Source organism: Micromonospora polyrhachis, assembly GCF_014203835.1.
In the GTDB taxonomy this organism is placed as follows: Bacteria; Actinomycetota; Actinomycetes; order Mycobacteriales; family Micromonosporaceae; genus Micromonospora_H; species Micromonospora_H polyrhachis.
Genome location: NZ_JACHJW010000001.1, coordinates 947,622 through 970,751, shown reverse-complemented (window position 1 = coordinate 970,751; position 23,130 = coordinate 947,622). Strand labels below are relative to the sequence as shown.

The 23,130-nt window shown below is 69.7% G+C and carries 23 protein-coding genes; 9 read left to right on the top strand and 14 right to left on the bottom strand.

What is annotated here, in order from left to right; all coding sequences use genetic code 11:
- Positions 1–3 precede the first annotated feature (3 nt).
- From FHR38_RS03825 to FHR38_RS03810, 4 genes are all read right to left on the bottom strand, one after another.
- The gene (locus tag FHR38_RS03825; RefSeq protein ID WP_184532806.1) at positions 4–165 is read right to left on the bottom strand and encodes a hypothetical protein; all 162 of its coding nucleotides are present in this window, start codon (positions 163–165) and stop codon (positions 4–6) included.
- A gap of 68 nt (positions 166–233) precedes the next feature.
- Positions 234–389 (bottom strand): hypothetical protein, encoded by a 156-nt coding sequence (locus FHR38_RS03820; RefSeq protein ID WP_184532804.1) that lies wholly within the window; start codon positions 387–389, stop codon positions 234–236.
- Positions 390–394: 5 nt separating this feature from the next.
- Positions 395–2,998, bottom strand: a complete 2,604-nt coding sequence (locus tag FHR38_RS03815) for a lantibiotic dehydratase (protein WP_184532802.1) — start codon at positions 2,996–2,998, stop codon at positions 395–397.
- Entirely contained in the window at positions 2,995–4,467 is a 1,473-nt protein-coding gene (locus FHR38_RS03810) for a thiopeptide-type bacteriocin biosynthesis protein (RefSeq protein ID WP_184532800.1), read from the bottom strand. Before FHR38_RS03810 ends, FHR38_RS03815 begins: the two co-directional genes overlap by 4 nt.
- A gap of 230 nt (positions 4,468–4,697) precedes the next feature.
- Between FHR38_RS03810 and FHR38_RS03805 the strand changes: the two genes are divergently transcribed.
- Positions 4,698–5,756 carry a radical SAM protein gene (locus tag FHR38_RS03805; protein WP_184532798.1) on the top strand — a complete coding sequence of 353 codons (1,059 nt, stop codon included), beginning with the start codon at positions 4,698–4,700 and terminating at the stop codon, positions 5,754–5,756.
- 8 nt (positions 5,757–5,764) lie between these two features.
- Here the strand turns inward: FHR38_RS03805 and FHR38_RS03800 are convergent, their stop codons facing one another.
- The 6 genes from FHR38_RS03800 to FHR38_RS03775 form a co-directional block, all read right to left on the bottom strand.
- Complete coding sequence (locus tag FHR38_RS03800; RefSeq protein ID WP_184532796.1) at positions 5,765–6,982, bottom strand: DUF418 domain-containing protein; 1,218 nt, start codon at positions 6,980–6,982, stop codon at positions 5,765–5,767.
- 517 nt (positions 6,983–7,499) lie between these two features.
- Complete coding sequence (locus FHR38_RS03795; protein WP_184532794.1) at positions 7,500–8,291, bottom strand: ABC transporter permease; 792 nt, start codon at positions 8,289–8,291, stop codon at positions 7,500–7,502.
- Complete coding sequence (locus FHR38_RS03790) at positions 8,288–9,238, bottom strand: ATP-binding cassette domain-containing protein (RefSeq protein WP_184532792.1); 951 nt, start codon at positions 9,236–9,238, stop codon at positions 8,288–8,290. The genes FHR38_RS03795 and FHR38_RS03790 overlap by 4 nt, the downstream gene beginning before the upstream one ends.
- Before the next feature lie 22 nt (positions 9,239–9,260).
- Complete coding sequence (locus FHR38_RS03785; protein ID WP_184532790.1) at positions 9,261–10,106, bottom strand: DUF4097 family beta strand repeat-containing protein; 846 nt, start codon at positions 10,104–10,106, stop codon at positions 9,261–9,263.
- A 76-nt stretch (positions 10,107–10,182) separates the two neighbouring features.
- Positions 10,183–10,713: a toxin-antitoxin system HicB family antitoxin gene (locus tag FHR38_RS03780; RefSeq protein WP_184532788.1), complete on the bottom strand. Its 531-nt coding sequence runs from the start codon at positions 10,711–10,713 to the stop codon at positions 10,183–10,185.
- 102 nt (positions 10,714–10,815) lie between these two features.
- Positions 10,816–11,472, bottom strand: coding sequence for a maleylpyruvate isomerase family mycothiol-dependent enzyme (locus tag FHR38_RS03775; protein WP_184532786.1), 657 nt, complete (start codon positions 11,470–11,472; stop codon positions 10,816–10,818).
- A 130-nt stretch (positions 11,473–11,602) separates the two neighbouring features.
- On the opposite strand from FHR38_RS03775, the gene FHR38_RS03770 reads away from it, so the two are divergent.
- A complete protein-coding gene (locus tag FHR38_RS03770; protein ID WP_221449361.1) occupies positions 11,603–12,598 on the top strand; it encodes a sigma-70 family RNA polymerase sigma factor in 996 nt (331 codons plus the stop codon).
- A gap of 56 nt (positions 12,599–12,654) precedes the next feature.
- Positions 12,655–13,194, top strand: a complete 540-nt coding sequence (locus tag FHR38_RS03765; protein ID WP_184532782.1) for an RNA 2'-phosphotransferase — start codon at positions 12,655–12,657, stop codon at positions 13,192–13,194.
- A 61-nt stretch (positions 13,195–13,255) separates the two neighbouring features.
- On the opposite strand, the gene FHR38_RS03760 is transcribed toward FHR38_RS03765, so the two are convergent.
- Positions 13,256–13,774 carry an NUDIX domain-containing protein gene (locus FHR38_RS03760; RefSeq protein WP_184532780.1) on the bottom strand — a complete coding sequence of 173 codons (519 nt, stop codon included), beginning with the start codon at positions 13,772–13,774 and terminating at the stop codon, positions 13,256–13,258.
- Between the two features lie 158 nt (positions 13,775–13,932).
- Here FHR38_RS03760 and FHR38_RS03755 point away from each other — a divergent pair, with 158 nt between their 5' ends.
- From FHR38_RS03755 to FHR38_RS03745, 3 genes are all read left to right on the top strand, one after another.
- Positions 13,933–15,204: an acyltransferase family protein gene (locus tag FHR38_RS03755; RefSeq protein ID WP_246446286.1), complete on the top strand. Its 1,272-nt coding sequence runs from the start codon at positions 13,933–13,935 to the stop codon at positions 15,202–15,204.
- Positions 15,205–15,384: 180 nt separating this feature from the next.
- The gene (locus FHR38_RS03750) at positions 15,385–16,170 is read left to right on the top strand and encodes a YaaA family protein (protein WP_184532778.1); all 786 of its coding nucleotides are present in this window, start codon (positions 15,385–15,387) and stop codon (positions 16,168–16,170) included.
- A gap of 101 nt (positions 16,171–16,271) precedes the next feature.
- Positions 16,272–16,541, top strand: a complete 270-nt coding sequence (locus FHR38_RS03745) for a GlsB/YeaQ/YmgE family stress response membrane protein (protein WP_184532776.1) — start codon at positions 16,272–16,274, stop codon at positions 16,539–16,541.
- Positions 16,542–16,778: 237 nt separating this feature from the next.
- Here FHR38_RS03745 and FHR38_RS03740 read toward each other — a convergent pair whose 3' ends face one another.
- From FHR38_RS03740 to FHR38_RS03730, 3 genes are read right to left on the bottom strand one after another with little or no spacing between them, the layout of a single operon-like run.
- Entirely contained in the window at positions 16,779–17,471 is a 693-nt protein-coding gene (locus tag FHR38_RS03740; RefSeq protein ID WP_184532774.1) for a hypothetical protein, read from the bottom strand.
- The gene (gene eccE, locus FHR38_RS03735; protein WP_184532772.1) at positions 17,468–19,060 is read right to left on the bottom strand and encodes a type VII secretion protein EccE; all 1,593 of its coding nucleotides are present in this window, start codon (positions 19,058–19,060) and stop codon (positions 17,468–17,470) included. Before eccE ends, FHR38_RS03740 begins: the two co-directional genes overlap by 4 nt.
- A gap of 29 nt (positions 19,061–19,089) precedes the next feature.
- Positions 19,090–20,769, bottom strand: coding sequence for a right-handed parallel beta-helix repeat-containing protein (locus tag FHR38_RS03730; protein ID WP_184532770.1), 1,680 nt, complete (start codon positions 20,767–20,769; stop codon positions 19,090–19,092).
- A gap of 176 nt (positions 20,770–20,945) precedes the next feature.
- On the opposite strand from FHR38_RS03730, the gene FHR38_RS03725 reads away from it, so the two are divergent.
- Genes FHR38_RS03725 through FHR38_RS03715 form a run of 3 tightly spaced genes read left to right on the top strand, consistent with a single transcriptional unit; the run spans position 20,946 to position 23,097 of the window.
- The gene (locus FHR38_RS03725) at positions 20,946–21,329 is read left to right on the top strand and encodes a YwqJ-related putative deaminase (protein ID WP_184532768.1); all 384 of its coding nucleotides are present in this window, start codon (positions 20,946–20,948) and stop codon (positions 21,327–21,329) included.
- Positions 21,326–21,811, top strand: a complete 486-nt coding sequence (locus tag FHR38_RS03720; protein ID WP_184532766.1) for an SUKH-3 domain-containing protein — start codon at positions 21,326–21,328, stop codon at positions 21,809–21,811. The genes FHR38_RS03725 and FHR38_RS03720 overlap by 4 nt, the downstream gene beginning before the upstream one ends.
- Positions 21,808–23,097 carry an SseB family protein gene (locus FHR38_RS03715; protein ID WP_312881793.1) on the top strand — a complete coding sequence of 430 codons (1,290 nt, stop codon included), beginning with the start codon at positions 21,808–21,810 and terminating at the stop codon, positions 23,095–23,097. The genes FHR38_RS03720 and FHR38_RS03715 overlap by 4 nt, the downstream gene beginning before the upstream one ends.
- Positions 23,098–23,130: the final 33 nt, after the last annotated feature.

Genomic DNA, 23,130 nt, shown 5'->3' with positions numbered 1-23,130 from the left:
GGATCAGCACGCGCAGCTGGCGACGTGCGTGCAGCCCTGCGTGCAGCTGACACACGGATATGCGGCCTGCGGCAGCATCTGTACGTCGCCGAACTGTGCCTCCAACTCGGCGATGAGCGCATCGACATCGTCCGGCGTCGTCGCGACGGTCTGCAACGCGTCCACAGAAGCCCCCCTTTCATCGTCGGGTGGGCCGGTGGCCGCCCCCAGGCTGAGGGCAGCCACCGGGCGCATCAGCACGCGCAGCTGGACACGTTCGTGCAGCCGTTGGTCGGCGGCGGGTACGCAGCCTTCGGCAGCATCTGCACGTCACCGAACTGCGTCTCCAGCTCAGCGATGAGCTCGTCCACCGACAGCGCCGGCTGGGTCGTGATCTCGATCTTCTCCATCTCGTTCACCTCCCTCGTGGAGTCGGTTCCAGCGCGCGGCTTGCACCGTTCGCCGGAAGGTCGTCGGGGGGCCCCAGTGCGATCGCTCGCGTGGGGAGTCCTTGGTCGGGCAACTCGGCCCCGTTTCGATGATCGGCGGGACCAGGCCAGCCGACCGGGGTGCCGGCCAGCGCAGCGGCGGTGGCGACGGCAAGGGAGGCCGGATCCGTGTGCTGCGGCAGGCGTAGCAGTAGCTCGGCGGCAACCGGCTCCGGCCGCCCGTCGACGAGGTCGCGGACCGGTAGTTCGTCCGGTGCGGGCACCATTTCCTCGACGATGAGCTGGGCTTCGTCCGGATCCGTCGCCTCGGTGACCGCTGCATCCGTCGTCTCGGTGACCGCTGCGTCCGACACCGCCTCGAACACCGATGGTGCGCGGAGACTGTCCAGGTCACAGGGGACCGGACGGCCGCCGGGCCGGGCGCACAACATGATCCAACGTGGTAGGCCGAGCCGATCACGAAGCCGGGCGAGATGCTTCGCCTTGGCCAGTGGAGAATCGGCTGGGTCCCACAGCCGCGCCGGACGTAGCCGCCACTGCGCCGGGGAGACGATGGTCGAGCCCCGTACGGTGACCCGGGGCAGGTACGCCTGGTCGGGCAATGCCGCCAGCGAATGCCGCAGGCGGCGGAAACGCGTGGCGACCAGCGTCGGCCCACCCTGGAGGATGGACAGCAGCAGGCTCCACGGGGTCGGCGGCTGGCGGGTGGCGTGGTACATGATCCTGACCCGACGGCCGTCCGCCTCGATGACGATCCGGTCGTCCACCCGGCGTGCGGTCAACGCCTCCAGCGGGATGTGGGTGGCGGAGCCGACGTCGACGTCACAGTACGGTTCGAGGTCCGCGTCGCCGGTCCACGCCGTCGGATACAGCGGTCGGCGCACCGCGTTGGCTGCCCGCTCCGCCAACGCCGGTGTCAGCAGCTCGACCGAGGTGACCCCGGTCTGGGCGTCCAGTTCGCGGAGGAACCGGCGGTACGCGTCGACGTGCGACGACGCCGGATGCAGCGCGGTCAGCTCGGCGGCGAAGCGGGCGTCCAGCATGCCGGCGGAGGCGATCGCGTCGAGCACGACACCGCCGTCGGCAAGCGGACGTACCAGGCAGTCCACCGGCCAGCCGTACTCAGCCGGTGGTGCGCCGAGACGGTCCAGTAGGTCGTCGTCGAGGTCGACCACCTGCTGCCCGGTCGAGGTGTCGGCGATCAGCCGGAGCAGCCGGGCATAGCCGGAATCCGGCCGGTCGGTGGTCGGCCACACCGCAGGACGCCACTCGTGCTTCGAGTGCGACTCGTCCGCGAGTAGCTCGCCGAGCAGGTCGAGCACCGGTCGCCGGTCCGGCCCGATATGGTCGGGGACGATCGAGGGCTTCTCCTCGTCGAGGCTCATCAGGGCGTTGAGCCGCTGCACCGGTCCGAGCGCGGCCTGCACCAGTGCACCGGTGGCGGCCGGCCAGTCAGCGGTGGCACGGCGGTACACGTCGACGAATCCGGGGGCGTCCGGTTCGGCCGTTGCCGTCACCTGCTGCCCGACATCACGCCAGCCGGTACGTCGTACCCGGGGGGTGCCGGTGAACTGGCAGACGCCGAGTTTCACGAGATGGGACAGGAACCCGTGCCAGGTCGTCCGCTGCCGGGCATCGTCGGGATCCGTGACGAGCGCCGCGATCACCTCGTCGATGGAACGGGCACCGTGACGCAGCGCGGCGTGTACGCGGGTGAGGTGTGGCGTCATCCGCAGCGTGACCGGATGCAGCTCGGTGGGGTCGTCCGGCCGCACCACCCACACCCGTAGCTGGCCGTCGACCAACTGGTGCAGGGGTGCCAGCGCCACCCGGGACCGGCCGGCGGGGGGCTCCGCCTGGAGGGCGTGCACGTTCTCCGTCCAGCGGGCCGCGACCTCGGGCCCCAGCGTCACCGGATACGTCCCGTCCTCGGTTGCGGGAATCAGGCTGACGTGACCCAGCCAACCGCGCGGGGTGGTCTTCGCCGCGCCCCGGCTGATCATCCGCCACAGGTATTCGCTGCGCTGGCGTAACCGCTTTCCCTGCCAGGCTTCGCCGACGCGTACCCGGGCGGCGATGTCGTCGCCGGCCGTGATGTCGCCGTCGGCCAACGCGTGTCGCCCGACCGGTGACTCGGTCAGCATCGTCCATGGTGCCGGCAGCAGCCGGGCCAGTTCCTCGTCCACCGCGACATCTACCGTCGTCCGCTCGGCCGTCGTCCGCTCGGCGGTCATGGCCAGCACGGTGAGCCGTGTCGCCAGGTCTGGTTCTCCGGCCGCCTGCGCCGCCGACACCAGCCGGGTGAACCCCGCCGGGTCGATCGGCTGACTCCGGTGCAGTCGCCGTCGACAGGCCAGGACGTGCCGGCGGGTCGCGGTGTCCAGCGCCGGATGCGGTACGAGCACCGCGCCGAGCTCGACCGCCAGGGCCGCAGCCAGGTCGGCGTATCGGTCCTCGGCGTCGACCAGGGCGCGGATCCGCAGCGCCAGCTCGGGATTCGCCCCGTCGAGCCACATCCGCAGCGGAAGGCCCGCTGTGCGGAGCAGGACCCAGCCTGCCAACCCGGTCATGCCGTCGCCTCCGTCATCCGGCCGCCGAGCGTGTGCGTGATCAGCGCCTGCTGGCCGATGGGAAGTCGGGCCCGGTTCCAGTGGAAGATGATGGTGAAGGCAGCAGCATGCCGCGGCCCCACCTCCGCATCGGGACTCGTGAAGTAGCCGTCCCACCACTCCTTGCCGATGGTGGCCATCGACTGTGCCCAACGGTCCAGTAGTTGCGGCCCGGTGGGCGGAAGCTGTTCGCGCAGGCGCTCCGGTTCTGCCCAGTCCCGACGCAGGGCGGCGGCGATCCGGGCGACCCGGGCGTCGTCGGCGACCTCGGTGTCGAGCATCCGCTGGCCGTACCGGCCGAGCCGGTCCCACACGTCGATGTCCTCCCAGCCGGTGATCCCGAGGGCGTCGAGCAGCTCGCGGATCATCAGTAGGGACATCGCCCAGGTGGCGGTCGGGCGCTGCCCGGCGGCGGGTTGGTCCGCGTGGAAGCCGAGCCAGGCAAGGCTGTCGGCGGTGAAAACCTGGTGCACGCTACGCATCGACTCGGCTCCGCCGAAGAGGCGTTGCTCCGGCTCGTACACCGCTGGTAGCCAGCCGCGCACCAGTCCGCGTCGACACAGGTCGTCGAGGAGTGTCGTGACGCGGCCCGCCACCGCCGGCCGGTCGGCGGGGTCGATCCGGTATCGCAGCCGCAGCCCGGGTGGTTTGTGGACGAAGAAGAAGTCCGCCACCGTGCCGTCGCCGAGCAATTCGGTCACGTCGGTGCGCAGCGCGTCGTACAGCTCGGGGGTCGCCCAGTCGACCTCGGCGTTGTACTGCAGCCACGGGTCCGACGGTTCGGGGTCACCGACCAGTAGCAGGTCCGGGGACGTCGACTGGATCGGCGTTGCCGCCTCTGTCCCCGTCTCCGCTGCCGCAGCTGCCGCCCCCGCCTCTGTTCCCGCCCCCGCCTCCGCTGCCGCTGCCGCGATGAGCTGTGCGACCTCGGCCGGCGCTGGCAGCGCGGGGGCCCGTACCACCGACCTCTGCCAGTTCTCGTAGACGCCCGCCTCGACCGGGTCGATGACGACATGCCCATCGGCGCGTAGGGTGGCGACATGTCGACGGGTCGACTCACGCTGCCACATGGCCCGGTTCATCGACGGGAAGTACAGGGTCGGTCCGCTCGCGGCGAGCAGTGCGGTCTGCGCCGGGGAACCGGCCAGCCCGAGCGCCGCCGAGGCCAGCGTGTGCGCGGTCGCCGGCAGCACCGCGATCACCCGCGAGCGGCGGGCGAACTCGGTCGGGATGAAACTCTCGTCGTCGCTGGCGTACACCTCGTCGGCGAAGAAGGCGATGGTGCTCGGCTTGACGAAGCGCTCGGCACCGTGGGTCAGCAGCACCCGCAGCGGATCGGTGAGCTGCTGCCGTAGCTGCATCGCGTAGGTGGGGAACAGGACGGCGGCACTGGCCCCGCAGACGATGATCGAGACTGCGTTGTCGTGCATCCGTACACCTCCGTCGCCCGTGCCCTCCGGTGGAAACCGCTGCCGACGACGCTAGGCAGCGCACGGCCGGCGGCCATCCGTGATGGGGTACGCAAACGGCGGCGACCGGTACGTAGACGTTGTCGGGCCGGATCGGGTTACGTACTCGGTCGGCCAGCGCCCGTACCGGTGTACCGATGCCGGCGGCGGGCGTCGGCTTCTAGTCTCGGGCGACGTCGAAAGGAGTACCGATGGACCTGCCCGAGGGACCCACCGGCGTGATCTGGGACATCACCTACGCCTGCCCGTTGCGCTGTTTCCACTGCTACTCCGAGTCCGGTCGCCGTCCGTCCCGCCAGTTGTCCCGGCCGGACCTGCTTCGGGTCGCGGACGGACTGGCCTCCCTGCGGCCGTACCTGGTCACTTTCGCCGGGGGCGAGCCGCTGCTGGTCGACGGCCTTGTCGAGGTTGCCGAGCGCATTTCGCGGGCCGGGGTGCAGGTGGGCATCTATACCGGAGGTTGGCGGCTCGATCCCGCCCTCGCCGAGGAACTCGGCCGGGTCTTCGACCACATCACGGTCAGCGTCGACGGGGCGAGCGCCCAGACCCACGACCGTATCCGGGGTCGGGCCGGCTCGTTCGAGCGGGCCCTGCGGGCGGCGACGCTGCTGGACGAAACGGCACGTCGACAGCGGGCCGACGGTTCGCCCGGGTTCCGGTTCGGCCTGGACTGCGTGGTGACCCGCAGTAACCGTCACGAGATGGAGCGGTTCTGCACCTCGGTCGCATCCCGATTCGAACAGCTCGACGCCGTCAGCTTCGGTGCGGCGGTGCCGAGTGGACTGGCCAGCCGACCGGAATTCGCCGAGCACGAGCTGCTCACCGACGAACAGCTCGCCGAATTCGGGGACGGCCGGCTCGTGGAGCGGCTGCGCCAACTCGCGCCACCGTCGGTCGAGGTCACCGTGACCGACAACCTGGAGCTACGGATGGATCCCGAACTCCTCGCCGCCAACCCGGACTTCCGGCCACTGCAGGTGGAGCCGGACGGACAGGTACGGGCGATGCCGATCTACGAGGGTACGGTGGGCAGCCTGCTCGACGAGCCGGCAATGGTGCTCTGGCAGCGGGCTGTCCATCGCTGGAGCGACGAGTTCGTGGTACGGACGTTGGCGCCGGTCCGATCCGTACGGCAATGGGCGGCGGCGACCCGCGCCCTCGACCACCACTTCGGGACCGCTGCGGTACGTGCCCGGATGGCTCGCCGCCCCGTCTTCGTGCCGGACCCGGTGCTGCCCGTCTCGGCGTAGCTCGGCGACTACCCGGATCGGTGTTCGGTGGTCCGGTCCGGGTAGTCGCCCACCCTCGGCCGGTACGACATCCGGCGCAACAGTGTCTCCGCCGGACCGCGATGCCCCAGACGGCGCATCCAGTCCGCCAGCAGGATCGAGACCACCCAGGTCCCGACGCCGATCACGATGGTCGCGGCGGCGCCCATGTCGTCGCGTAGGTCCAGGGTGAATGGGTAGAACAGCACCACCCACACCACCGACTGGAACAGGTAGAACGTCATCGACCGCTGCCCCAGCGCGGCGAGTGCGGTGGTGAGGGCGCCATGCTCGTGGCCGAGCCGGATCGCGGCGAGACCGATGGCGGCGGCCAGACCGATTCCGCCCGCGTATCCGGCGAGGGTGTGCGCGGCGTGGACCGCCCAGGCCACCGGGGCGGACGACGTGCTCCACACACCAGCCATCAGGAAGGCCACGGGGATCCGGCCGACGATCGACCCGACGAGCAGGACGCCAACGGCCCGGCGTAGTGGTGCCGCGTGGCGTGCCGGCTCGTCCAGGATCCGTCGCCGAGCCGCCCAGATGCCCAGCACCATGCCGGGCACGACAATGATGGTGGAGAGCAGGGTCTCGATCGGCCAGGACGGGAGGGCGGCGAGGACGTGGGCACCGAAGTTGGGCGTCATGTACTCGGCCATGGTGAAGGCCCGGCCGTTGTGGGCGTTGTGCTGTGCCGTCACGCCCTGCCAGGTGAGCAGCAGCGTTGCGGGGACGAGCGTTGCCGCCCCCGTCCAGCACAGCACCGAGTCGCGGGCTCGTACGAGTGGGGTGAGTAGGAGCAGCGTCGCACCGTAGACCGCGATGATGTCGAGCGGGACCAGGAGCACGGCGTGCAGGAAACCGATGATGAGCAGCCAGAGGCTTCTGCGCCGGAGCAGTTTCCGGATCGTCGGCCAGTCGTCACCTCGGGCGTACTGGCGTTGGGTGAGCTGACCGAGCCCGTATCCGAAGAGGAACACGAACATGGCGCGGGCCTGGTTGTCGGCGACGAGGGACTTGACGAAGGTGGCGGCGGCGTTGAGGGCTGTGGGCCCGAGGTCCCAGTCGTTGACGAAGGCTGGGGCGTGCGCCACGGCGATGAGCAGCAGCATGAGGCCGCGCGCCAGATCGGGTGCCAGCGATCTGACCATCAGGCTGGTGGGTTCGTCGGCGCGGGCGCGAGGACTGACGCTGGGGGAGGGGAACATGTCGATTCCTTTCCGGGGCAGCGCGGTGTGGGGGTGTCTCACCCGGTAGGTGAGAAAGCGGTCTGGGGGTGTCTCACCCGTAGGTGGGAAAAGCGCCCGGTGGCCGTCCCGAGTGGGGTGACCGCTGGGTGCCGGCACCGTGATGCCGGCACCCAGCGGGCGGTAGGCCCGTTTTTGGGCACGGTGGGATAGCCGCAGATGCGGCCGGATTTTTCGGTACGGTCTGCCGCTGTGCTGGTGCGGGGCTGCTGGCTCGGCCCGCATGTTGCGGGGCTGCTGGCTCGGCCCGCATGTTGCGGGGCTGTCGGCATGCCCGCGTGGTGCGGGGCTGTCGGCCCGTGTGGTGCGGCGGAGCGAGCGCGGGACGAGGTCGGATCGGTTGCCCGCTGAAGAGGTGGTGCTACCCGGCTGGTGCTACCTGGGTGGTGCTATCCGGTAATGCGGAGTGGTTGCTGCGGGGCGGTGCTGTGCCAGGTGGAGATGGCCCGACCCGGTTGTCGGCGGGACGCCTCGATGGTCAGCGGGCGGGGTCGCGGCTGTAGAGCTTCCTGGCCCACAGGTAGCTGACCAGGGCGATGGCGGCGCTCCAGCCGAGGGCCAGCCAGCCGCTGTTGCCGATTCCACTGCCCAGCAGCAACCCCCGAAGGGTCTCCATGACGGGAGTGAAGGGCTGGTAGTCGGCGAACCAACGCACCGCTTCGGGCATCGAGTCGGTGGGGACGAAACCGCTGCCGAGGAACGGCAGCAGGATGAGCGGCATGGGCATGTTGCTGGCCGTCTCGACGCTCTTGCTCACCAGGCCACAGGCGACCGAGAACCAGACGACCGCGAAGGTGATCGCGGCGACGACACCGATGGCGGCGAGCCATTCGACCGGGGTGGCGGTGGGGCGGAAGCCCACGAGCAGGGCGGCCCCGGTGACGACGGCCACCGCGAGCATGGCCTGGATCATGCTGCCGAGCACGTGACCGGTCAGCACCGAGGGTCGGAAGATCGCCATCGTACGGAACCGGGCGATGATGCCCTCGGTCATGTCCATGGCGACGGAGATCGCCGTTCCCTGCGCGACACTGGCGATGGTGATCAGGAGGATGCCCGGGGTGATGTAGTTCGCGTACTCCGCCCGACCCCCCGAGCTGCCGCCGAGGCCGGCACCGATCGTGCCGCCGAAGACGTAGACGAAGAGCAGCAGGAGAACGACCGGCATACCGATGAGCAGCAACGTCATCGACGGATAGCGCTGCATACGCCGGAGGTTGCGCCGCAGCATCGTGCTCGAATCACGTACGGCGTAGGCGAGTGTGCTCATCGGGCGGGAACCCTTTCTTCCTGGGACTGTTTGGTGAGGGCGAGGAAGACGTCGTCGAGGTCCGGGGTGTGCACCGACAGCTCGTCGACATCGATGGCGGCGTCGTCGAGCCGGCCCAACAGGGCACGCAGCGACTGGACACTGCCGTCGTGCGGGACGTGCAGGGTGAGCGTGTCGTCGTCACGCGACAGGTGGGTGAACGAGCGGGTGGCCAGGTCCAGTCCGGCCGGGCCGCTGAACCGTAGCCGTACGTGACCGCCCGGGATGCGTCGCTTGAGTTCGTCGGCGGTCCCCTCCGCCACCAGGCGTCCGTGGTCGAGGACCGCGATCCGGTCGGCGAGTTGGTCGGCCTCCTCCAGGTACTGGGTGGTGAGGAAGATGGTCACACCGCCGCGTACCAGGTCACGGATGATCTGCCACATGGTGCGCCGGCTGCGCGGGTCCAGACCGGTGGTCGGTTCGTCGAGGAAGATGACCCGGGGGTCGCCGACCAGGGTCATCGCCAGGTCGAGTCGGCGACGCATGCCACCGGAGTAGGTGACCACCGGCTTGCCGGCCGCCTCGACCAGGTCGAACTGTGCCAGTAGCGCGGCGATGCGCCGCCGCCCGGCGGCCCGGTCCAGGTGGCGCAGGTTCGCCATCAGGGCCATGTTCTCCGCGCCGGTGAGCAGGTTGTCCACGGCGGAGAACTGCCCGGTGACGCCGATCGCGTCACGTACGCCGTCGGGGTCGCTGTGCAGGTCGTGCCCGGCGATCCGTACCTGACCAGCATCGGCGCGGATCAGGGTGGAGAGGATCTGGACGGTGGTGGTCTTTCCGGCCCCGTTGGGGCCGAGCAGGGCGAAGATCGTTCCCGTTGGCACGGTCAGGTCGATGCCGTCGAGCACGAGCTTGTCGCCGTACGCCTTGCGTAGCCCGGTGGCCACGATCGCGGGTTGGCGGGACATTGCTCTCCTCCAGGAAGTCGGGTCAGGAACGTCGGACGGTGATGCTGCCAACGGAGGTGCGAGCGCGGATTTCCACGGTGTCCTCGGCGTCGCCCGGACCGGTGGAGGACTCCAGCTCGTTGCGGACCCGCCCGGCGACGGTCTTCAGGTCGAGCCAGGCGGCGGTGCCGTCGCGGACGCCCACCTCGAGGCTGCCGGCAGCGCTCTCCAGGGTGACCACGCCGCGGACGACCTCGCCGAGTCGTACACTGCCGTTGGCGGTCGTCGCGGTGACGTTGGCGTGCGCCCGGTCGACGGTGATCGCGCCGTTCGCCGATCTGAGCCGTAGCTCGCCGGCGACCTCGCCGATCCAACTGTCACCGTTGGAGTTCCTGACCGTCGCCGGTCCGTCGATCCGACCCAGGCGGATGGCCCCGTTGCTGTTGGTTACCTCGGCGTTGCCGACGATGTGCTCCACGATCACGTCTCCGCTGCCGCTGTGCAGCTTCACCGCCCCGGCCTGGTCGATGCGGATCGTTCCGTAGCCGTTCTTGAGCTGGCACTCGGCGATTCGGCCCTCGCAGCGGAGCTCGCCCATGCCGGTCTCGCCCTCGATCTGGGAGCCGGACGGGAGTTCGAGCGTGACGTCGATCCCGCCGGTACGAGTGAACAGCGAGCCGAGCTTCGGAGCTTTGATCGTCAGCCGGCCGTTGGCGTACTCGACGCGGGTTTGTTCGGCGACCTTGAGGTCGGCCTTGCTGGCCGGGTCGATGGGTTGTACGTCCACGTTGGTGTCAGTGCGGTCGCTGGCAATGACCTGCACGTTGCCGACGACCATGCCGAGACTGAGGGTGACGGTGATCGGTTGGGGGGTGTCGAAGGTGGGCATGACGGTCCTTCTCTCGCGAGCTGTCGAGCGGTGGCGTTGCGCTCAGTGGGCCTAGCGGGGCAGTGGGATAGTGCGGTCAGCGGGCCCAGCCGGTGAAGCGTTGGCCATGGCTGGAGGCCCGGCGCTCGGTGCCGGGGTGCGCGGGACGGGGCGGCGACAGCGCGTCAGCGACGGCGCGGACGAGCCAGGCGTTGACCGAGAGTCGTTCCCGGGCAGCAGCCTCCTCGACCCGGGCCTTGAGGTCGTCGGGCAGACGAAGGTTGATCCGGGCGGTCCCGCCCTTGTCGCCGCCGGTGGCCGGGATCTCCTCCATGGGCGGCGGGGGGATGTTCGGCTCGGGCTCCGTTGGCGCCGGCTGGTCGATCGGGGCCGGGGTCACCACGAAGTCCGGATCGCGTCCCTGTAGGCGTAGGTGGACCGAGCCGGGGGCCAGGTCGCGGGTGATCTCCGCGGTGGCGGTGGAGAGCGCTTCCAGCAGGGTGAGCCGGATCGCGGATTCGAGGGGAGCGGTGAGGCGCTCGGCGAGGGCCCGCGCCTCGTTACCGCCGGCTTCGGCGGCGACCGCGAGTTCCCGCCGGAGCAGTTCGACGTACGGCAGCAAATCCATGACATCATGGTGGTGTCAAAATGATGCCACGTCAAGTCGCTTTGGCTCAAAGGTGGCTCCGCCCTGGAACCCGTCGGCCGGGGCTGCTTCGGGAGTCGTGCGCTAAGAGCAGTTACGCAAGGTCGCGACGCCGTCGCCATCGAGCTCGTCGCAGTACCTGGTGCGCCCGGTCATCGCCATCACGAGCGCCAGGGTGGTGCCGGACACCAGTGGTCCGGAGCCGCTGGTGAAGGGCCCGTCGGTCGCGACGAGTCGCAGGCCGCCGATTCGCCCCTTGGCCAACACGACGAGGTCGGAGCCCTGGTAGTACTCGGCCACCATCGTGATGATCTCGATCGGGTAGTCGCGACGAATGCCCAGCGGCTGCCGGATGTCCTCGCCATGCACGATCGACTCACCGAGCATCGCCACGGTTGGGAGCGGCGGTTTGGTGGTGCTCGTGACACTGCGGCGGAACCTCGCGAGCGTCTCGGTCGGGGTCGTGCCCAACTGTTCGGCCAGCCGCATCGCCACCTGCTTGTCGAAGTCGAACCGGCAGCGGATCACGCCCGCCAGCCACCGTACGTTGTTGAGGCTGGCCCCCGCCGTGAGGTGGGCAAGCACCTCCCGCACCGACAAGCCGGTACACAGCGAAGGCGTCGCCCACTGTTCGTTGGTCAGACTCGCCAGATCGGTCGCGAGGGCGGCCCGCTCGTCGTGGATCAGAGGCCAGATGCTGGCATCGCTGCGTCGGGCTGTCTTCTGCTTCGAGTTGGTCATGTCGGAGGTCTCCTGCGTCGGGTCGGCGTTGGGCTGCCAGTGGTAAGACCGCCGCGATGGGGCAGACTCGTCGCCTGTGAGCGAAGTTTTCTCGGCGAGGTCTGCTGAACCCGCGCCCGAGAACGCCGACCTGGCGCGCGTACGTGATGGGGACGAAACCGCGTTCGCCCACCTGGTGGCACCACTGCAACGCGAACTGCACGCCCACTGTTACCAGATGCTCGGCTCGACCCATGATGCCGACGATGCACTGCAGGATGCCTTGCTGCGGGCATGGCGCGGGCTGGCCCGCTTCGAGGGGCGTGGCTCGCTGAGGTCGTGGCTCTATACCACGACCACCCGTACCTGCCTGGACATCCTCAAGGCCCGGGGTCGACGGGTGCTGCCCGTCGACTTCGGCCCGTCCAGCGACCACGCCGTACTCGACGGGAACGTTCCGTTGACCGAGGTCGGCTGGCTGGGCCCGTACGCCGACACGGACCTCATGGACGGCCCGGCCAGCCCGCATGCCCGTTACGAGCGGCGGGAGGCTGTCGAACTCGCCTTCGTCGCCGCACTGCAACACCTGCCGGGCAACCAACGGGCAGTGCTGTTGTTGTTCGACGTCCTCGGTTTCTCCGCTGTCGAGATCGCCGCGATGATGGACACCTCTACGACCTCGGTGAACTCCGCGTTGGCGCGGGCCCGCAAGACCGTGAAGGAGAAGGTTCCGCCCCGTACGCAGCAGCAGACGTTGCGGAAGATCGACGACGCCCGGGTACGGGAGATCGTCGGTGGGTACGCCGACGCGTTGGCGGGCGGCGACATCGATGCCCTGGTCGCCCTGCTGACCGAGGACGTCACCTGGTCGATGCCACCGCTGCCACACTGGTACCACGGCATTACGGCGGTCGCCGACTTCGCCTGGCAGGTCCCGATGACCCGTTGCCCAACCTGGCGTTACCTCCTGACCAGCGCAAACGGTCAACCGGCCGTGGCGTTCTACCTCCGGGACGACGCCGCCGGTTCACATGTCGCCTGGTCGATCACAGTGCTGACCCTGCGCGGAGAGCGCATCGCCGAACTCACCTCGTTCCTCGGCGCCGAGCACTTTGTGTGCTTCGGCCTGCCGGCCCGGCTCTCCTGACCCGAGCGAGAAGATATCCGCTGGATCGCATCTGTGACACGGGTGACAATGCCCGGGTGGACCGCCGAAGCCTGGTCAGATTGAGCAAGCGGATGTCGCGCGCCTTGCGGCACGACCCGGAACGGTTCGGCCTCACCCTGGACGTCGCAGGTTGGGTGCCGCTGGACGAGTTCTTGGTCGCCCTACGGATGGGCCGGGCCGAACTGGACCTGGTCGTGGCCGAGAACGACAAACAGCGGTTCGCTGTCCAGCGCGGTCCGGACGGGGTGGAGCGGATCCGGGCCAACCAGGGGCACTCGATCTCGGTCGAACTCGGGCTGATGCCGCAGACCCCGCCGTGTCACCTCTACCACGGCACCAGCGCCGCCGTGCTCGAACCCATTCGCGCCACCGGCCTCAACCGGGGCAACCGGCACCACGTCCACCTCTCCGCCGACGTCGAGACGGCCCGCCGGGTGGGAGCCCGACGCAGCGGTGCCGTGGTGATACTGACCGTGGACGCGGCGGCGATGGACCGCGACGGTTACGCCTTCTACCGCAGCGACAACGGGGTCTGGCTCACCGACGCCGTACCGCCGAACTATCTCCTCGCCTGAGCACCCAGTGGCCTTACCGGTCGGCAGCATGGCACGGCCATGCTCGCCGTGTGCGCCTGGATCAGCCCGCGTCGGACTGCTCGGCGAGGAACCGGGTCAGCGCCTCGGTGTGGGTGGAGAAGGCAAGTTCGGTCGGCTCGGTGACCACGAGCCACTCGGTCGCCTCGTCGGTGGGGGCCGAGGCGGGCAACTGATCGGCCGGCTGAGCCGGCAACGTGCCGAAGATCAGGATCGTCCCACCGCTGGGTGCGCTCTGTACGTCGAACAACCGCACCGTGTCGGCGTCGCCGAGCAGGCCGGTCTCCTCGCGGAGTTCCCGGACCAGCGCGGTGCGCCAGTCCTCGCCGTGCTCGATGAAGCCACCGGGCAATGCCAGCAGCCCTCGGGCCGGCTCGATGTCGCGGCGTTGTACCACCACGCCCAGGCCGCTGGCCGTGACGACCGGCAGGATCGCTACCGCCACCGGTATCGGGTTGCGCCAGACGGTGTGTTCACAGGTGGCACACACCCGGGGCCAGTCCGTCTGAGCCGGGTATACGGTGCCGCAGGACGAGCAGTGGGAGTACGGAGCGCCGGTCACGTGGCAGCACGATACCCGGGACCGTCGGTCGTCCGTCGTCGACCGGAGACCGTAACGGTCCGTATCGCTGTTCCGCGGCTAGCTGGGCGGGCACAACGTCCGACTCCCCGGACCGCCCGATTGCGGCATCGGCCGAACGGGCTAGAGTGCCCGGCGTTATGACCTCCGTGCCGATGCCCCCAGGACCGCTGTCCACCGCCGAGAGCCCCGCCGCCGTCCCGGACCGCCCGGTTGGCTCGGCTACCAGGAAGGAGTCCAGCCCCGCCGTCGTCCGGGCACCACTGCACCGGCTGCCGTCCCTGACCGGCCTGCGGTGGATCGCCGCGATGCTGGTATTCGGCTTCCACGTCGGAACGATGCACGTCATCGCCGATCCCGACTACAAGGCGGTGGTCGACCGGCTGTTCAGCCTCGGCCTCTCCGGAGTGCAGTTCTTCTTCATCCTCAGCGGGTTCGTGCTGGTCTGGTCGGCCCGGGTGGGTGAGCCCCGACACGTGTTCTGGCGCCGACGAATTGCCAAGATCTTCCCGAGTCACGTGGCGATGTGGGCCGTCGTGCTGCTGTTCGGCGTCTACTACTGGGCCGAGCCGCAGAACCTCAAGGTGCTGCTGTCGAACCTCTTCCTGGTCCAGGCGTGGAACCCGACACCTGGCTGGTTCTACAGCGTCAACACGGTCAGCTGGTCGCTCTCCTGCGAGCTGTTCTTCTATCTTTGTCTGCCATTGGCCCTGCCGCTGATCCGTCGGGCCCGGCCATGGATGCTGTACGCCGTCGTCGTCGCCATGCCGCTGCTGATCCTCTCCGTGTGGCCGGCCCAGGCGCTGTTGCCCGAGGCCGACCGCTGGTGGTTCTCGCAGGTGTTCCCACTGGTCCGGTCCCTCGAGTTCTGGCTTGGCGTGGCGGCCGGTGAACTGATGCGGCGGGGCTGCTGGCGGGGCCCGAACCTGCCGGTCGCCAGTGCCATCTTCGTCGCGACCTGGATGATCGCCAGCTTCTGGATTCCCGCCCAGTGGTGGACCACGCTGTTGGCGGTCGCGTACGTGCTGGTGATCGCCGCCGCGGCCAACGCGGACCTGCGCGGTACCTGGTCGCCCTGGCGGTCCCGGCCACTGGTCTGGCTCGGGGAGGTGTCCTTCGCCTTCTATCTGGTGCACGTCTTCGTGGTCACCACGGTGCTGCGGATGACCGGCACGATCGGAGGGTTTACCAGCTGGCGCGGACCGGCGGCGGCGATCGGTTTCCTGCTGCTCAACCTGGTCGTCGCGTGGCTGCTCTTCCGGCTCGTGGAAAAACCTATGATGCGCCTGCTCGCGCCGCCGAGGCGGCACGGCCCGGCCGCCGGGACAGCCGCCCCAGCGACGGCGGCGACCGCTCCAGACACGAAGGCGCCGGTGGTGATCATACCCAGGCAGCCGGGGAAGGAGCGCTGACCAATCGGTGTCCCCGCCCGCCGCAGCGGCGGGCGGGGACATCCGTCTCGCGGGTCTGCTGCACCTCGGTCGACCGCTACAATGATCCACTCAATTTGTCGGAACGGGTGAGGAGGACTTCGTGGGCAAGGCGAAGAATACCGTCAACCGGTCCGACGAGGTCGATATGATCGACAAGAAATGATTATTCTGCTCCACTCCTCGAAGACGATGCGGCCGTCGGCGCGCGGCGACCTGTCCCTCGACACACCGGCCCTGCTTGAGCGAGCCCGAACGCTCGCCGACTACCTGAAGACCCTCTCCCCGGAGCAGTTGACGAAGGTCATGGCGGTCTCGCCCGACCTGGCGGAGCGTATCCACACGCTCCTCGCCGACTGGGGGGTCGAACCACAGGCCCAGATGCCGGCCGTGGACACCTTCGTCGGTGACATCTACAGCGGCCTGCGCGCCGGGGACCTCTCCCCGGCGGATCGGGACTACGCCAATCGGCATCTACGCATTCTCTCCGGCCTGTACGGGATCTTGCGCCCCAACGACGGTATCCAGCCGTACCGGCTTGAAATGGGCTATCGGTTGCCCGATCCGGCGTATGCCAACCTCTACCGATTCTGGGGTGAGGCGATCGCCCGAAACCTCCCCGCCAGCGGACTCATCGTGAACCTGGCCGCCGTCGAATACAGCAAGACGGTCACGCCTTTCGTCGAATCGAGCCGGTTGGTAACCCCCAAGTTCCTAACCATCGACCCGAAGACCGGCACACCCAAGTTCGTGGTGGTGCACGCCAAGATCGCCAGAGGTGCATTCGCCCGCTGGCTGGTCACATCCCGGGTCGACACGGCGCAGCGCATCCCGGAGTTCGCCGAGATCGGCTACCGTTTCGATGTCGAGGCGAGCACCGGGCAGCAGCCGGTCTTCGTGTGCCAGGAGTTCGGCGGAAAGGGCCTGAGCGTCCGCCTCTCCGACTGACCACCAACCGTACGTCCCGACCACAGGTCGGACCGAGTTTCGGCACCGGTGGCGGTGGGCAATGACCGGCCCAGACGACAAACGTTGAGGGGACGGCTCTCATGGAAGTTACCGGCATCTTCACCGCCATCATCATCGGCCTGATCATCGGTGCCCTGGGCCGGCTCGTCGTACCCGGCAAGCAGAGCATCCCGATCTGGCTCACCCTGGTCATCGGTGTGGTCGCCGCGCTGCTGGGCACGGTCGTCGCGGCTGCCCTCGGCGTCGATGACACCGGTGGTGTCGACTGGATCGAGCTGTTCATCCAGGTCGCCTTCGCCGCCGTGGGCGTGGCCATCGCGGCCGGTGCCTACGGTCGCCGCCGCTACTGACCCCACCCACCCGCACGCACATACCCCCGACGGCCACCCGACCGCCTGCCAGGCGGCTGGGTGGCCGTCTCTTCGCATGCCCACCCGACCCGGCCGACGGCGATCCGGATAGCTCAGGGTCGGGTGCCGAGGCGTCGGTCCGCTGCCGATCCGGAGCACTCAGGGTAGCGATCCAGAGCGATCAGGGTCGGGTGGCCGAGGGCCTCGTTCCGCTGCACATCCGGTGGCGTCGACCGGTCAGCCGGCTCGGGCCACCGTACCGAGAAGGCTGCGCTCCGAGTTGGTCATGCTCAGCAACACCCACTGCAACCGGCCCTTGCTGACCAGGCCCACCATCTCCGGATGGATGCGGGGCAACCAGTTCTGCGCCTCCGCCAGGCCGAGAGGCGACACGGCCAGCGCCGCCTCCGGCTCGGTCAACCGCTGCAACAGCACGACGTCGCTGCGTACCAACGCGTCCACGTCCCAACTGGCCAGGTCGTCCCGAACCACCAGGGTCGCCCGCCAGGGCGTACCGGCGACGGAGTCGGGTCCGGTGGCCGGCCCGGTGTCGACGATCATCAGCTGCGGCGCGGACGAGGACGCCGGCTGGGGTGGCTGCGCCCCGACCGGGAGGAAGGAGACGACGTCCCGGCCGATGACGGCGCTGCGCAGGAACGCGTCCCAGACCTGCTCCCGCCCGGTCTGAATGAAGAGTTGGGCACCGAGCGCGACCGCCCGCGACGCCAGCAGTTGGGCGCAGCGGACCCCACCGACGAGCATCAGCCGCACCGGCTCCGGCCGGAACAGGCGCAACACGACCGGCTCCTTCTGCCGGTTGTGCCCGATGACCAGACCACCAGCACCGGCCAGCAGGTCGAGACTGCCGAGAGCAGCCGGTCCGGACAGATACAGTCCCATCCGGCTGGCCGGAAACGCGGAGTCGTTCACCGCAGGAAACCTCCGAGCGGCAGCGTGGCGGCGAGGCCACGCACCTGTTCACCGTCGAGTCGCTCGGTGCGGCCACCGTCCCGCCGTACGGCCTCGGCCAGTGCCTGGTTGCCGGCGGCCAGCGTGTTCGCGTCCCGGGCGATGAGCCGGAACCCGACCTCGACGGCCACGTCGTCGCCGGGCGAGGTGCGGTTGGGGTCACGGGTCACCGCGACGGAAACCACGCTGGCGAGGGTCGGCAGCTGACGCAGCAGGCTGTCGACCTGCCAGGGCATCCGAGGCCACTGGACGAGGCGATGGGAAGTCTGCGGCATCTGCTCCGTCCACCAGGTCTGCCAGCCCTCCCGGGCCAGCATTCGGCCACTGGCGGCGCCGTACACGTTGCCCTTGTCCGCCTGCGGAGGCAGCTCGGCCAGGTATCCGACGGCGGCCAGTAACTCGTCGCGGTTGAGCAACCGGGCGGTGATCTGGTCCCGCCGTAGCCGCCGACGGGTGCGGCGGATGGCCGAGGTCAGCGCTGGCCGTAGCTCGGCGTCGGAGTAGAAGTCCGGGGTGCGGGCCGCCTGGAGCACCACCCACACGCGACGGTGTGCGGGCACGTCACCGTCGGTCAACTCCCGGTAGGACCGGTCGACGACGCCGGGTCCGAGAGACACCCTCGGTGCCGGTGCGACGTGGATCAGTACCTGCACGGTGATCGAAGGCGACTCGTCGTCGGCGGCGGGCAGCAGCTCCGCTGGCGAGGGGATGGGCTGCGGTGGGCCGACGACCAGCGACCCGTCGGCCGGGTCCAGTTCGAACACCGCGCTGAGCCCACCCCGGTGCCCGATGAGTGCCACCGACTGGTCGTCGATGTCGATGGTGTCGAGCGCGGCACTACTCTCCACGAAGGAGAGCAGGTTGAGGGCGTGGTTACCGCCGCTGGCCGGCAGGCGGTGGGGACGGAGCCGGTAGCGAAGCCACAACGGCAGCCACTGGTAGGCCCATCGCCCACGGAGCCGGATCAGGGTCGGGGCGAGGGTCAGCGCCGCGCCGGCCGATACGGCGGCGGTGGCCGCGACGCTGTGTTGGTAGGCGGCGAGTCCGGCAGCACCGGCCACCTGCCAGCCCAGCAGTTGCGCGACGTGGAAGGTGCCGATGCCCGACCGCAGTGGGCGGGGCCGGGCCACCGCTGCCGCTGCGGACTCCGTCGCCGTAGTTTGAGCGGCGACGCTGGCCCGGGCCGAGACGGCAGCGCCGGCCTGGGCCGGTGGCCCGCTCGTCGCGGCGACGTTGGTGGCGGCAGCGGCCTGAGCGGGGTGCGAAGCAGCGGCCGCACCCCTCGTCTGCGTCTGGGTGTGCGCCTGTGTCTGCGTGTACGGCTGGGCCGGTGCGGCGTACGGATAGGCGGCCTGGGCCGGCCCAGCCGGGACAGTGGCGTGTCCGGGGGACCCGGATACCGCAGAGCCAGCCCAGGTGACGGTCGGTGGGGGAGCCTGTCCTGGTCCTGCCGCCGGCCGGGCCGCAGCCGCTGAGGGCGGCTGGGTCGCTCCGGCTGTCTGGTGCTGCCATCCCGGCTCACCGGGACGTGCCGCGCCGGGAGCTGTCACCACAGGTCCCTTCTTGTCTCGGCGGCCATTCAGCGGCCGGTCGCCACGCGAACGTCAGCAGCGGTCACCGTACGGAGATCGTCCAGGCTCGGCCGTTTGCCGGACTGACGCAGCCGTTGTGCCTGCGCCTTCCGTACCCCCTCGAAGAGCTTGCGCGCCTCGCGGGCGTTGCCGAAGTTCTGGTCGCGTTCGATGTTGGCGAAGTGGTCCTGTAGCACGTCGACGACGCCATCCTCCAGCAGGTACTCGTCGCCTCCGGCCATTCGCTGGACGATGATGACCAGTTGCTCCGGGGAGTAGTTGCCGAACTCGATGGTCTTGGCGAACCGCGACGCCAGACCAGGGTTGGCGTCGAGGAACTGCAACATCTCGGCGGTGTATCCCGCAGCGATGACGGCCACCTCGTCACGGTGGTCTTCCATCAGCTTGACCAGGGTGTCGATAGCCTCCTGGCCGAAGTCTCCGCCGCTGCCGAAGGAGCGCGACAGGGTGTACGCCTCGTCGATGAACAGCACTCCACCGCGAGCCTGCTCGAAGGCGGCAGCCGTCTTTTCGGCCGTGTGCCCGAGATACTGGCCGACCAGGTCTCGCCGGGACACCTCGCGGAAGTCCCCGCCCGGCAGCGCACCGAGCGCGGCGAGCAGTTCGCCGTAGATGCGCGCCACGGTGGTCTTACCGGTACCCGGTGCCCCCGCGAAGATCAGGTGATGGCTGACGGCACCGACCGGTAGCCCGGCTCCCCGCCGCCACTCGTTGACCTGGATCTCGTCGATCAGGGCCCGGACCTCGTCCTTGACCGTCTCCAACCCCACCATCGCGTCGAGGTCGGCCAGGAGCTTCTCCACCCGGGCGGTGTCCTGCTGCGTGGCGGCCTGGGCCGCCTCCGCGCCGAACACCGCCCGCTTGCTGGCCGTACCCTCCACGATGGTGGGGGTGGCACCCTCGGCTACCTCGATCGCCGGCACGCCGGTGTTCTCCGTCGTGCACTCCTCGACCGTGCCCTGGCAGCCCCGGGCGAACGAGACCGCCGGTCCCCGGGTGTCGCGGATCCGGCACCGGCGTAGTACGGGAGCACTCTGGTGCACGATGGCGATGCCCGCGCCGTTGGTCTGCGAGATGTCGCAGGCCTCGATCGTGGGTCGGCCGTACTGGTAGACGTAGATGCCCCGGCCGCCGCAGCGGGTGACGGTGCTGGTGCGGACCGTCGGGCTGGCGCCGATCCGGATGATGACACCGTCCTCGACCAGGTCGGCGAACTCGCAGCCCTCGACGGTGCCGTTGGCGTCCTCGACGACGAGGCCGTAGCGTCCACCGGTCACCCGGCAGCGAGTGAGTTCGAACTCGGACCGGCTGCCCACGTTGATGGCCGCGCCGAAGCCGGCGCTCACTTCACAGCCGGTCATGGTCAGTTTCGCCCGGTCGACCGTGACCGTCGGGGCGTCACCGGACCGTAGGACGAGGTCGCGCAGTTCGAGGCGACCGTTGTTGCAGGACACGGTCGGATAGGCACCGGAGGAGGCGTCGATGGTGACCGTTCCCGGCCCCTGCGCGGCGACGATGGTGACGCCACGATCGTTGATGAACAGCGCCTCGTAGTAGGTGCCGGGGCTGACCGAGACCACGGTGTCGTCCGTCACCGCCGCCAGCGCTTCGCCGATCGACGGGTAGGCGCCGGGCTGATCCGGGGAGACGAGAAGGGTGCGCGTCATGGCTCCGGGCTTCGTACGACGATGGAGGGGTTGGCGCCGACCCTATCGCAGGCCCGCCAACCGGCGGGAGCCCCGCCGCCTCGGACGCCCCCGACCGGGGAACGGACGCTAGGCTGCGGGAGAGGCCCGGGTCGAGAGACAGTGGGCCGTTTGTCGCGGTCTTGGGGGAGGACGGGTTGAGCGAGGTTCGCATGCTGCCCCTCGCGGTGGGGGCCCTGCTGATCGACGGTGTCGTCCACACGCACACGTCGGTGCGCGGCGACCTGGCCCCCGAGCTGCACCCCATGGTCCGCCGTTTCCTCAACGAACTGCCAATCGAGCAGCGGGAACGGTTTCTCGGCTGGTGCGCCGAGCCGGTGCTGATCTCCGACCGGCTCTACGAGGCGGAGCGTGTCGGCGGTCCGATCAGTCCGGCCCGCGCCCGGTCGCTGTTGTGGGGGGCTCGGATCCGCCTGACCCGGGTACGTGAACCGGCCGACCCCCGGCACGGCGAGTCGCAGCTACCCTGCCGTTCCTGCGCGACGCTGCTGGACTGGTTCGGCGTGGAGGTGTCGGCATGAGTGACCGCTTCCCACCCGAGGTGGCCGAACTGCTCACCGCGGCCGGTTGGTCGGCGCAGCAGCGCGACGACGACCGGGCGCGCGACTGGGCGTTGCGGCTGGCCGGTTACGCCGACCTGGACGGTCGACACCATGCCGTCGTGGCGGCGGCGATCGAGGCGTACGCCGAGTTCGGCGGGCTGCGGCTGGAGCCGACCGGTGACGGGGAACAGATCGCGCCCAGCGTCGTGCACCTGGACCCGTTCCGGGTGCTGCACTCCGTGACCACCCTCACCGCGTTCGCTGACGCCCTCGGCAGTCCGGTCACTCCGCTCGGTGAGGAGGGCGACGGCACCGGAATCCTGACCATCGACGAGGCGGGCAGGGTGTTCGTGCTCGACCACGGCGGTGACTGGTTCCTCGGCGACACACTCGACGTGGCACTCTGCACACTGCTGCTCGGCCGGCAGCCCGCCCGGGTACGACTGGACGGCACCTGGTGACCGACTGGCAGCCGGCGACCGAGGTGGAGACGGCAATGGCCACCGCGGTCGAGGCCGGTGACCGGGATGCGTTCCTCGCCGCCTTTGCTGGTGGCCCGGTGCTGCTGCCGGTCTCGCCGGAGGCCGCCGCCGGCCGGGCGCAACTGGCCTGGCCCACCGGGGTGTTCGACGGGCTCACCCACGTCATCGCGTTCACCTCGCCAGCGGCGATCGCCGTCTGCATGCCCGGGGAGTCGGTCAGCTACCGCCTGGTCAGCCTGACCGACGTGGTGGACAGTTGGCCCGACGAAAGCTGGTGGTTGGCGGTCGACCCGGGGCTCCCGATCGGACTCCGGCTCTCCACCGTCGAGCTGCGGGGGTTGCCCGATCCAGCGGCGGTCGAGGCCGAGGCGACGCTCCGGGACGCGATCATCCGGCAGGATCCGGATCTGCTGACCGCCGCGCTGCTCAAGAGCGAGATCATCGTACCGTTGCGCCCCGGCGGCTCGGAGTCACGGGACCTGACCGACCCGGAGTTTCCGTGGTGGTGCCTGCCCGACGCGGCCGGTGAGCCGGCCCTGCCGGTCTTCACCTCCGAAGCCCGGCTACGCCAGGCCCTCGGTGACCACGACTTCGTCGTGGTCAGCAGCTACCAGCTCGCGGAGAGCTGGCCCGACCCGGCGTGGCAACTGTCGGTCAACCCGGGCACCGCGCTGACCACCACCGTGCCAGGGGAGTCCGTACTCGCGCTCGGGAACTGGCTGGGGCAGCTACGTACGGTGGTGACCGACGCCGCCGAGGACGAACGATCCCGGTTGGTGGCTGCGGAGCAGGACGAGCCGGTGGTGCCCAGCCAGCGGAGCGCGTCCTGGATGGCCGAGGACGATGACGAAGACGACGAGCCGGACCCGGACGTACCGCTCACGCTCCAGATGGTGATTCCCCCGCAGTACCTACCGTCCTATCTCGACCAGGGCTACGACCGGGCCGCCGGCCTGGTGCACGCCTGGCGTGGTCCGGGCCGGGACACTCCGGTCCGGCTCTACCGGCGGTTGGGGCTGTTGGGGGAGGGCTCCCCGTTCACCCAGGCCGACGAATGGGCGGCGGTGTTGCGCTGGGCTCCCGACGAGGAGACGCCAGCCGACTGGGGGCAGGGCAAACCGCGGATGGAGGCGCTGGTCGTTCCTGACGGTGCCGGGCTGTATCGCATCCACCGGGACGGTAGCGAGGAGCCGCTGGCCCGGTTCGACGTGGGGGTGCGCCGCTGGCTACCGGTGCCACCGGAGATGGACGACCCACCGGTCTGACGATGCCCCGGGCGACCAACCGGCTGACGGCGG

What these genes read in the sequence shown, in the direction of transcription:
- FHR38_RS03795 (WP_184532794.1), bottom strand. Translation starts at nt 8,291, where the DNA reads ATGAGCACACTCGCCTACGCCGTACGTGATTCGAGCACGATGCTGCGG.
- FHR38_RS03780 (WP_184532788.1), bottom strand. Translation starts at nt 10,713, where the DNA reads ATGGATTTGCTGCCGTACGTCGAACTGCTCCGGCGGGAACTCGCGGTC.
- FHR38_RS03800 (WP_184532796.1), bottom strand. Translation starts at nt 6,982, where the DNA reads ATGTTCCCCTCCCCCAGCGTCAGTCCTCGCGCCCGCGCCGACGAACCC.
- FHR38_RS03750 (WP_184532778.1), top strand. Translation starts at nt 15,385, where the DNA reads ATGATTATTCTGCTCCACTCCTCGAAGACGATGCGGCCGTCGGCGCGC.
- FHR38_RS03755 (WP_246446286.1), top strand. Translation starts at nt 13,933, where the DNA reads ATGACCTCCGTGCCGATGCCCCCAGGACCGCTGTCCACCGCCGAGAGC.
- FHR38_RS03820 (WP_184532804.1), bottom strand. Translation starts at nt 389, where the DNA reads ATGGAGAAGATCGAGATCACGACCCAGCCGGCGCTGTCGGTGGACGAG.
- FHR38_RS03720 (WP_184532766.1), top strand. Translation starts at nt 21,326, where the DNA reads ATGAGTGACCGCTTCCCACCCGAGGTGGCCGAACTGCTCACCGCGGCC.
- FHR38_RS03810 (WP_184532800.1), bottom strand. Translation starts at nt 4,467, where the DNA reads ATGCACGACAACGCAGTCTCGATCATCGTCTGCGGGGCCAGTGCCGCC.
- FHR38_RS03775 (WP_184532786.1), bottom strand. Translation starts at nt 11,472, where the DNA reads ATGACCAACTCGAAGCAGAAGACAGCCCGACGCAGCGATGCCAGCATC.
- FHR38_RS03815 (WP_184532802.1), bottom strand. Translation starts at nt 2,998, where the DNA reads ATGACCGGGTTGGCAGGCTGGGTCCTGCTCCGCACAGCGGGCCTTCCG.
- FHR38_RS03790 (WP_184532792.1), bottom strand. Translation starts at nt 9,238, where the DNA reads ATGTCCCGCCAACCCGCGATCGTGGCCACCGGGCTACGCAAGGCGTAC.
- FHR38_RS03745 (WP_184532776.1), top strand. Translation starts at nt 16,272, where the DNA reads ATGGAAGTTACCGGCATCTTCACCGCCATCATCATCGGCCTGATCATC.
- FHR38_RS03730 (WP_184532770.1), bottom strand. Translation starts at nt 20,769, where the DNA reads ATGACGCGCACCCTTCTCGTCTCCCCGGATCAGCCCGGCGCCTACCCG.
- FHR38_RS03805 (WP_184532798.1), top strand. Translation starts at nt 4,698, where the DNA reads ATGGACCTGCCCGAGGGACCCACCGGCGTGATCTGGGACATCACCTAC.
- FHR38_RS03785 (WP_184532790.1), bottom strand. Translation starts at nt 10,106, where the DNA reads ATGCCCACCTTCGACACCCCCCAACCGATCACCGTCACCCTCAGTCTC.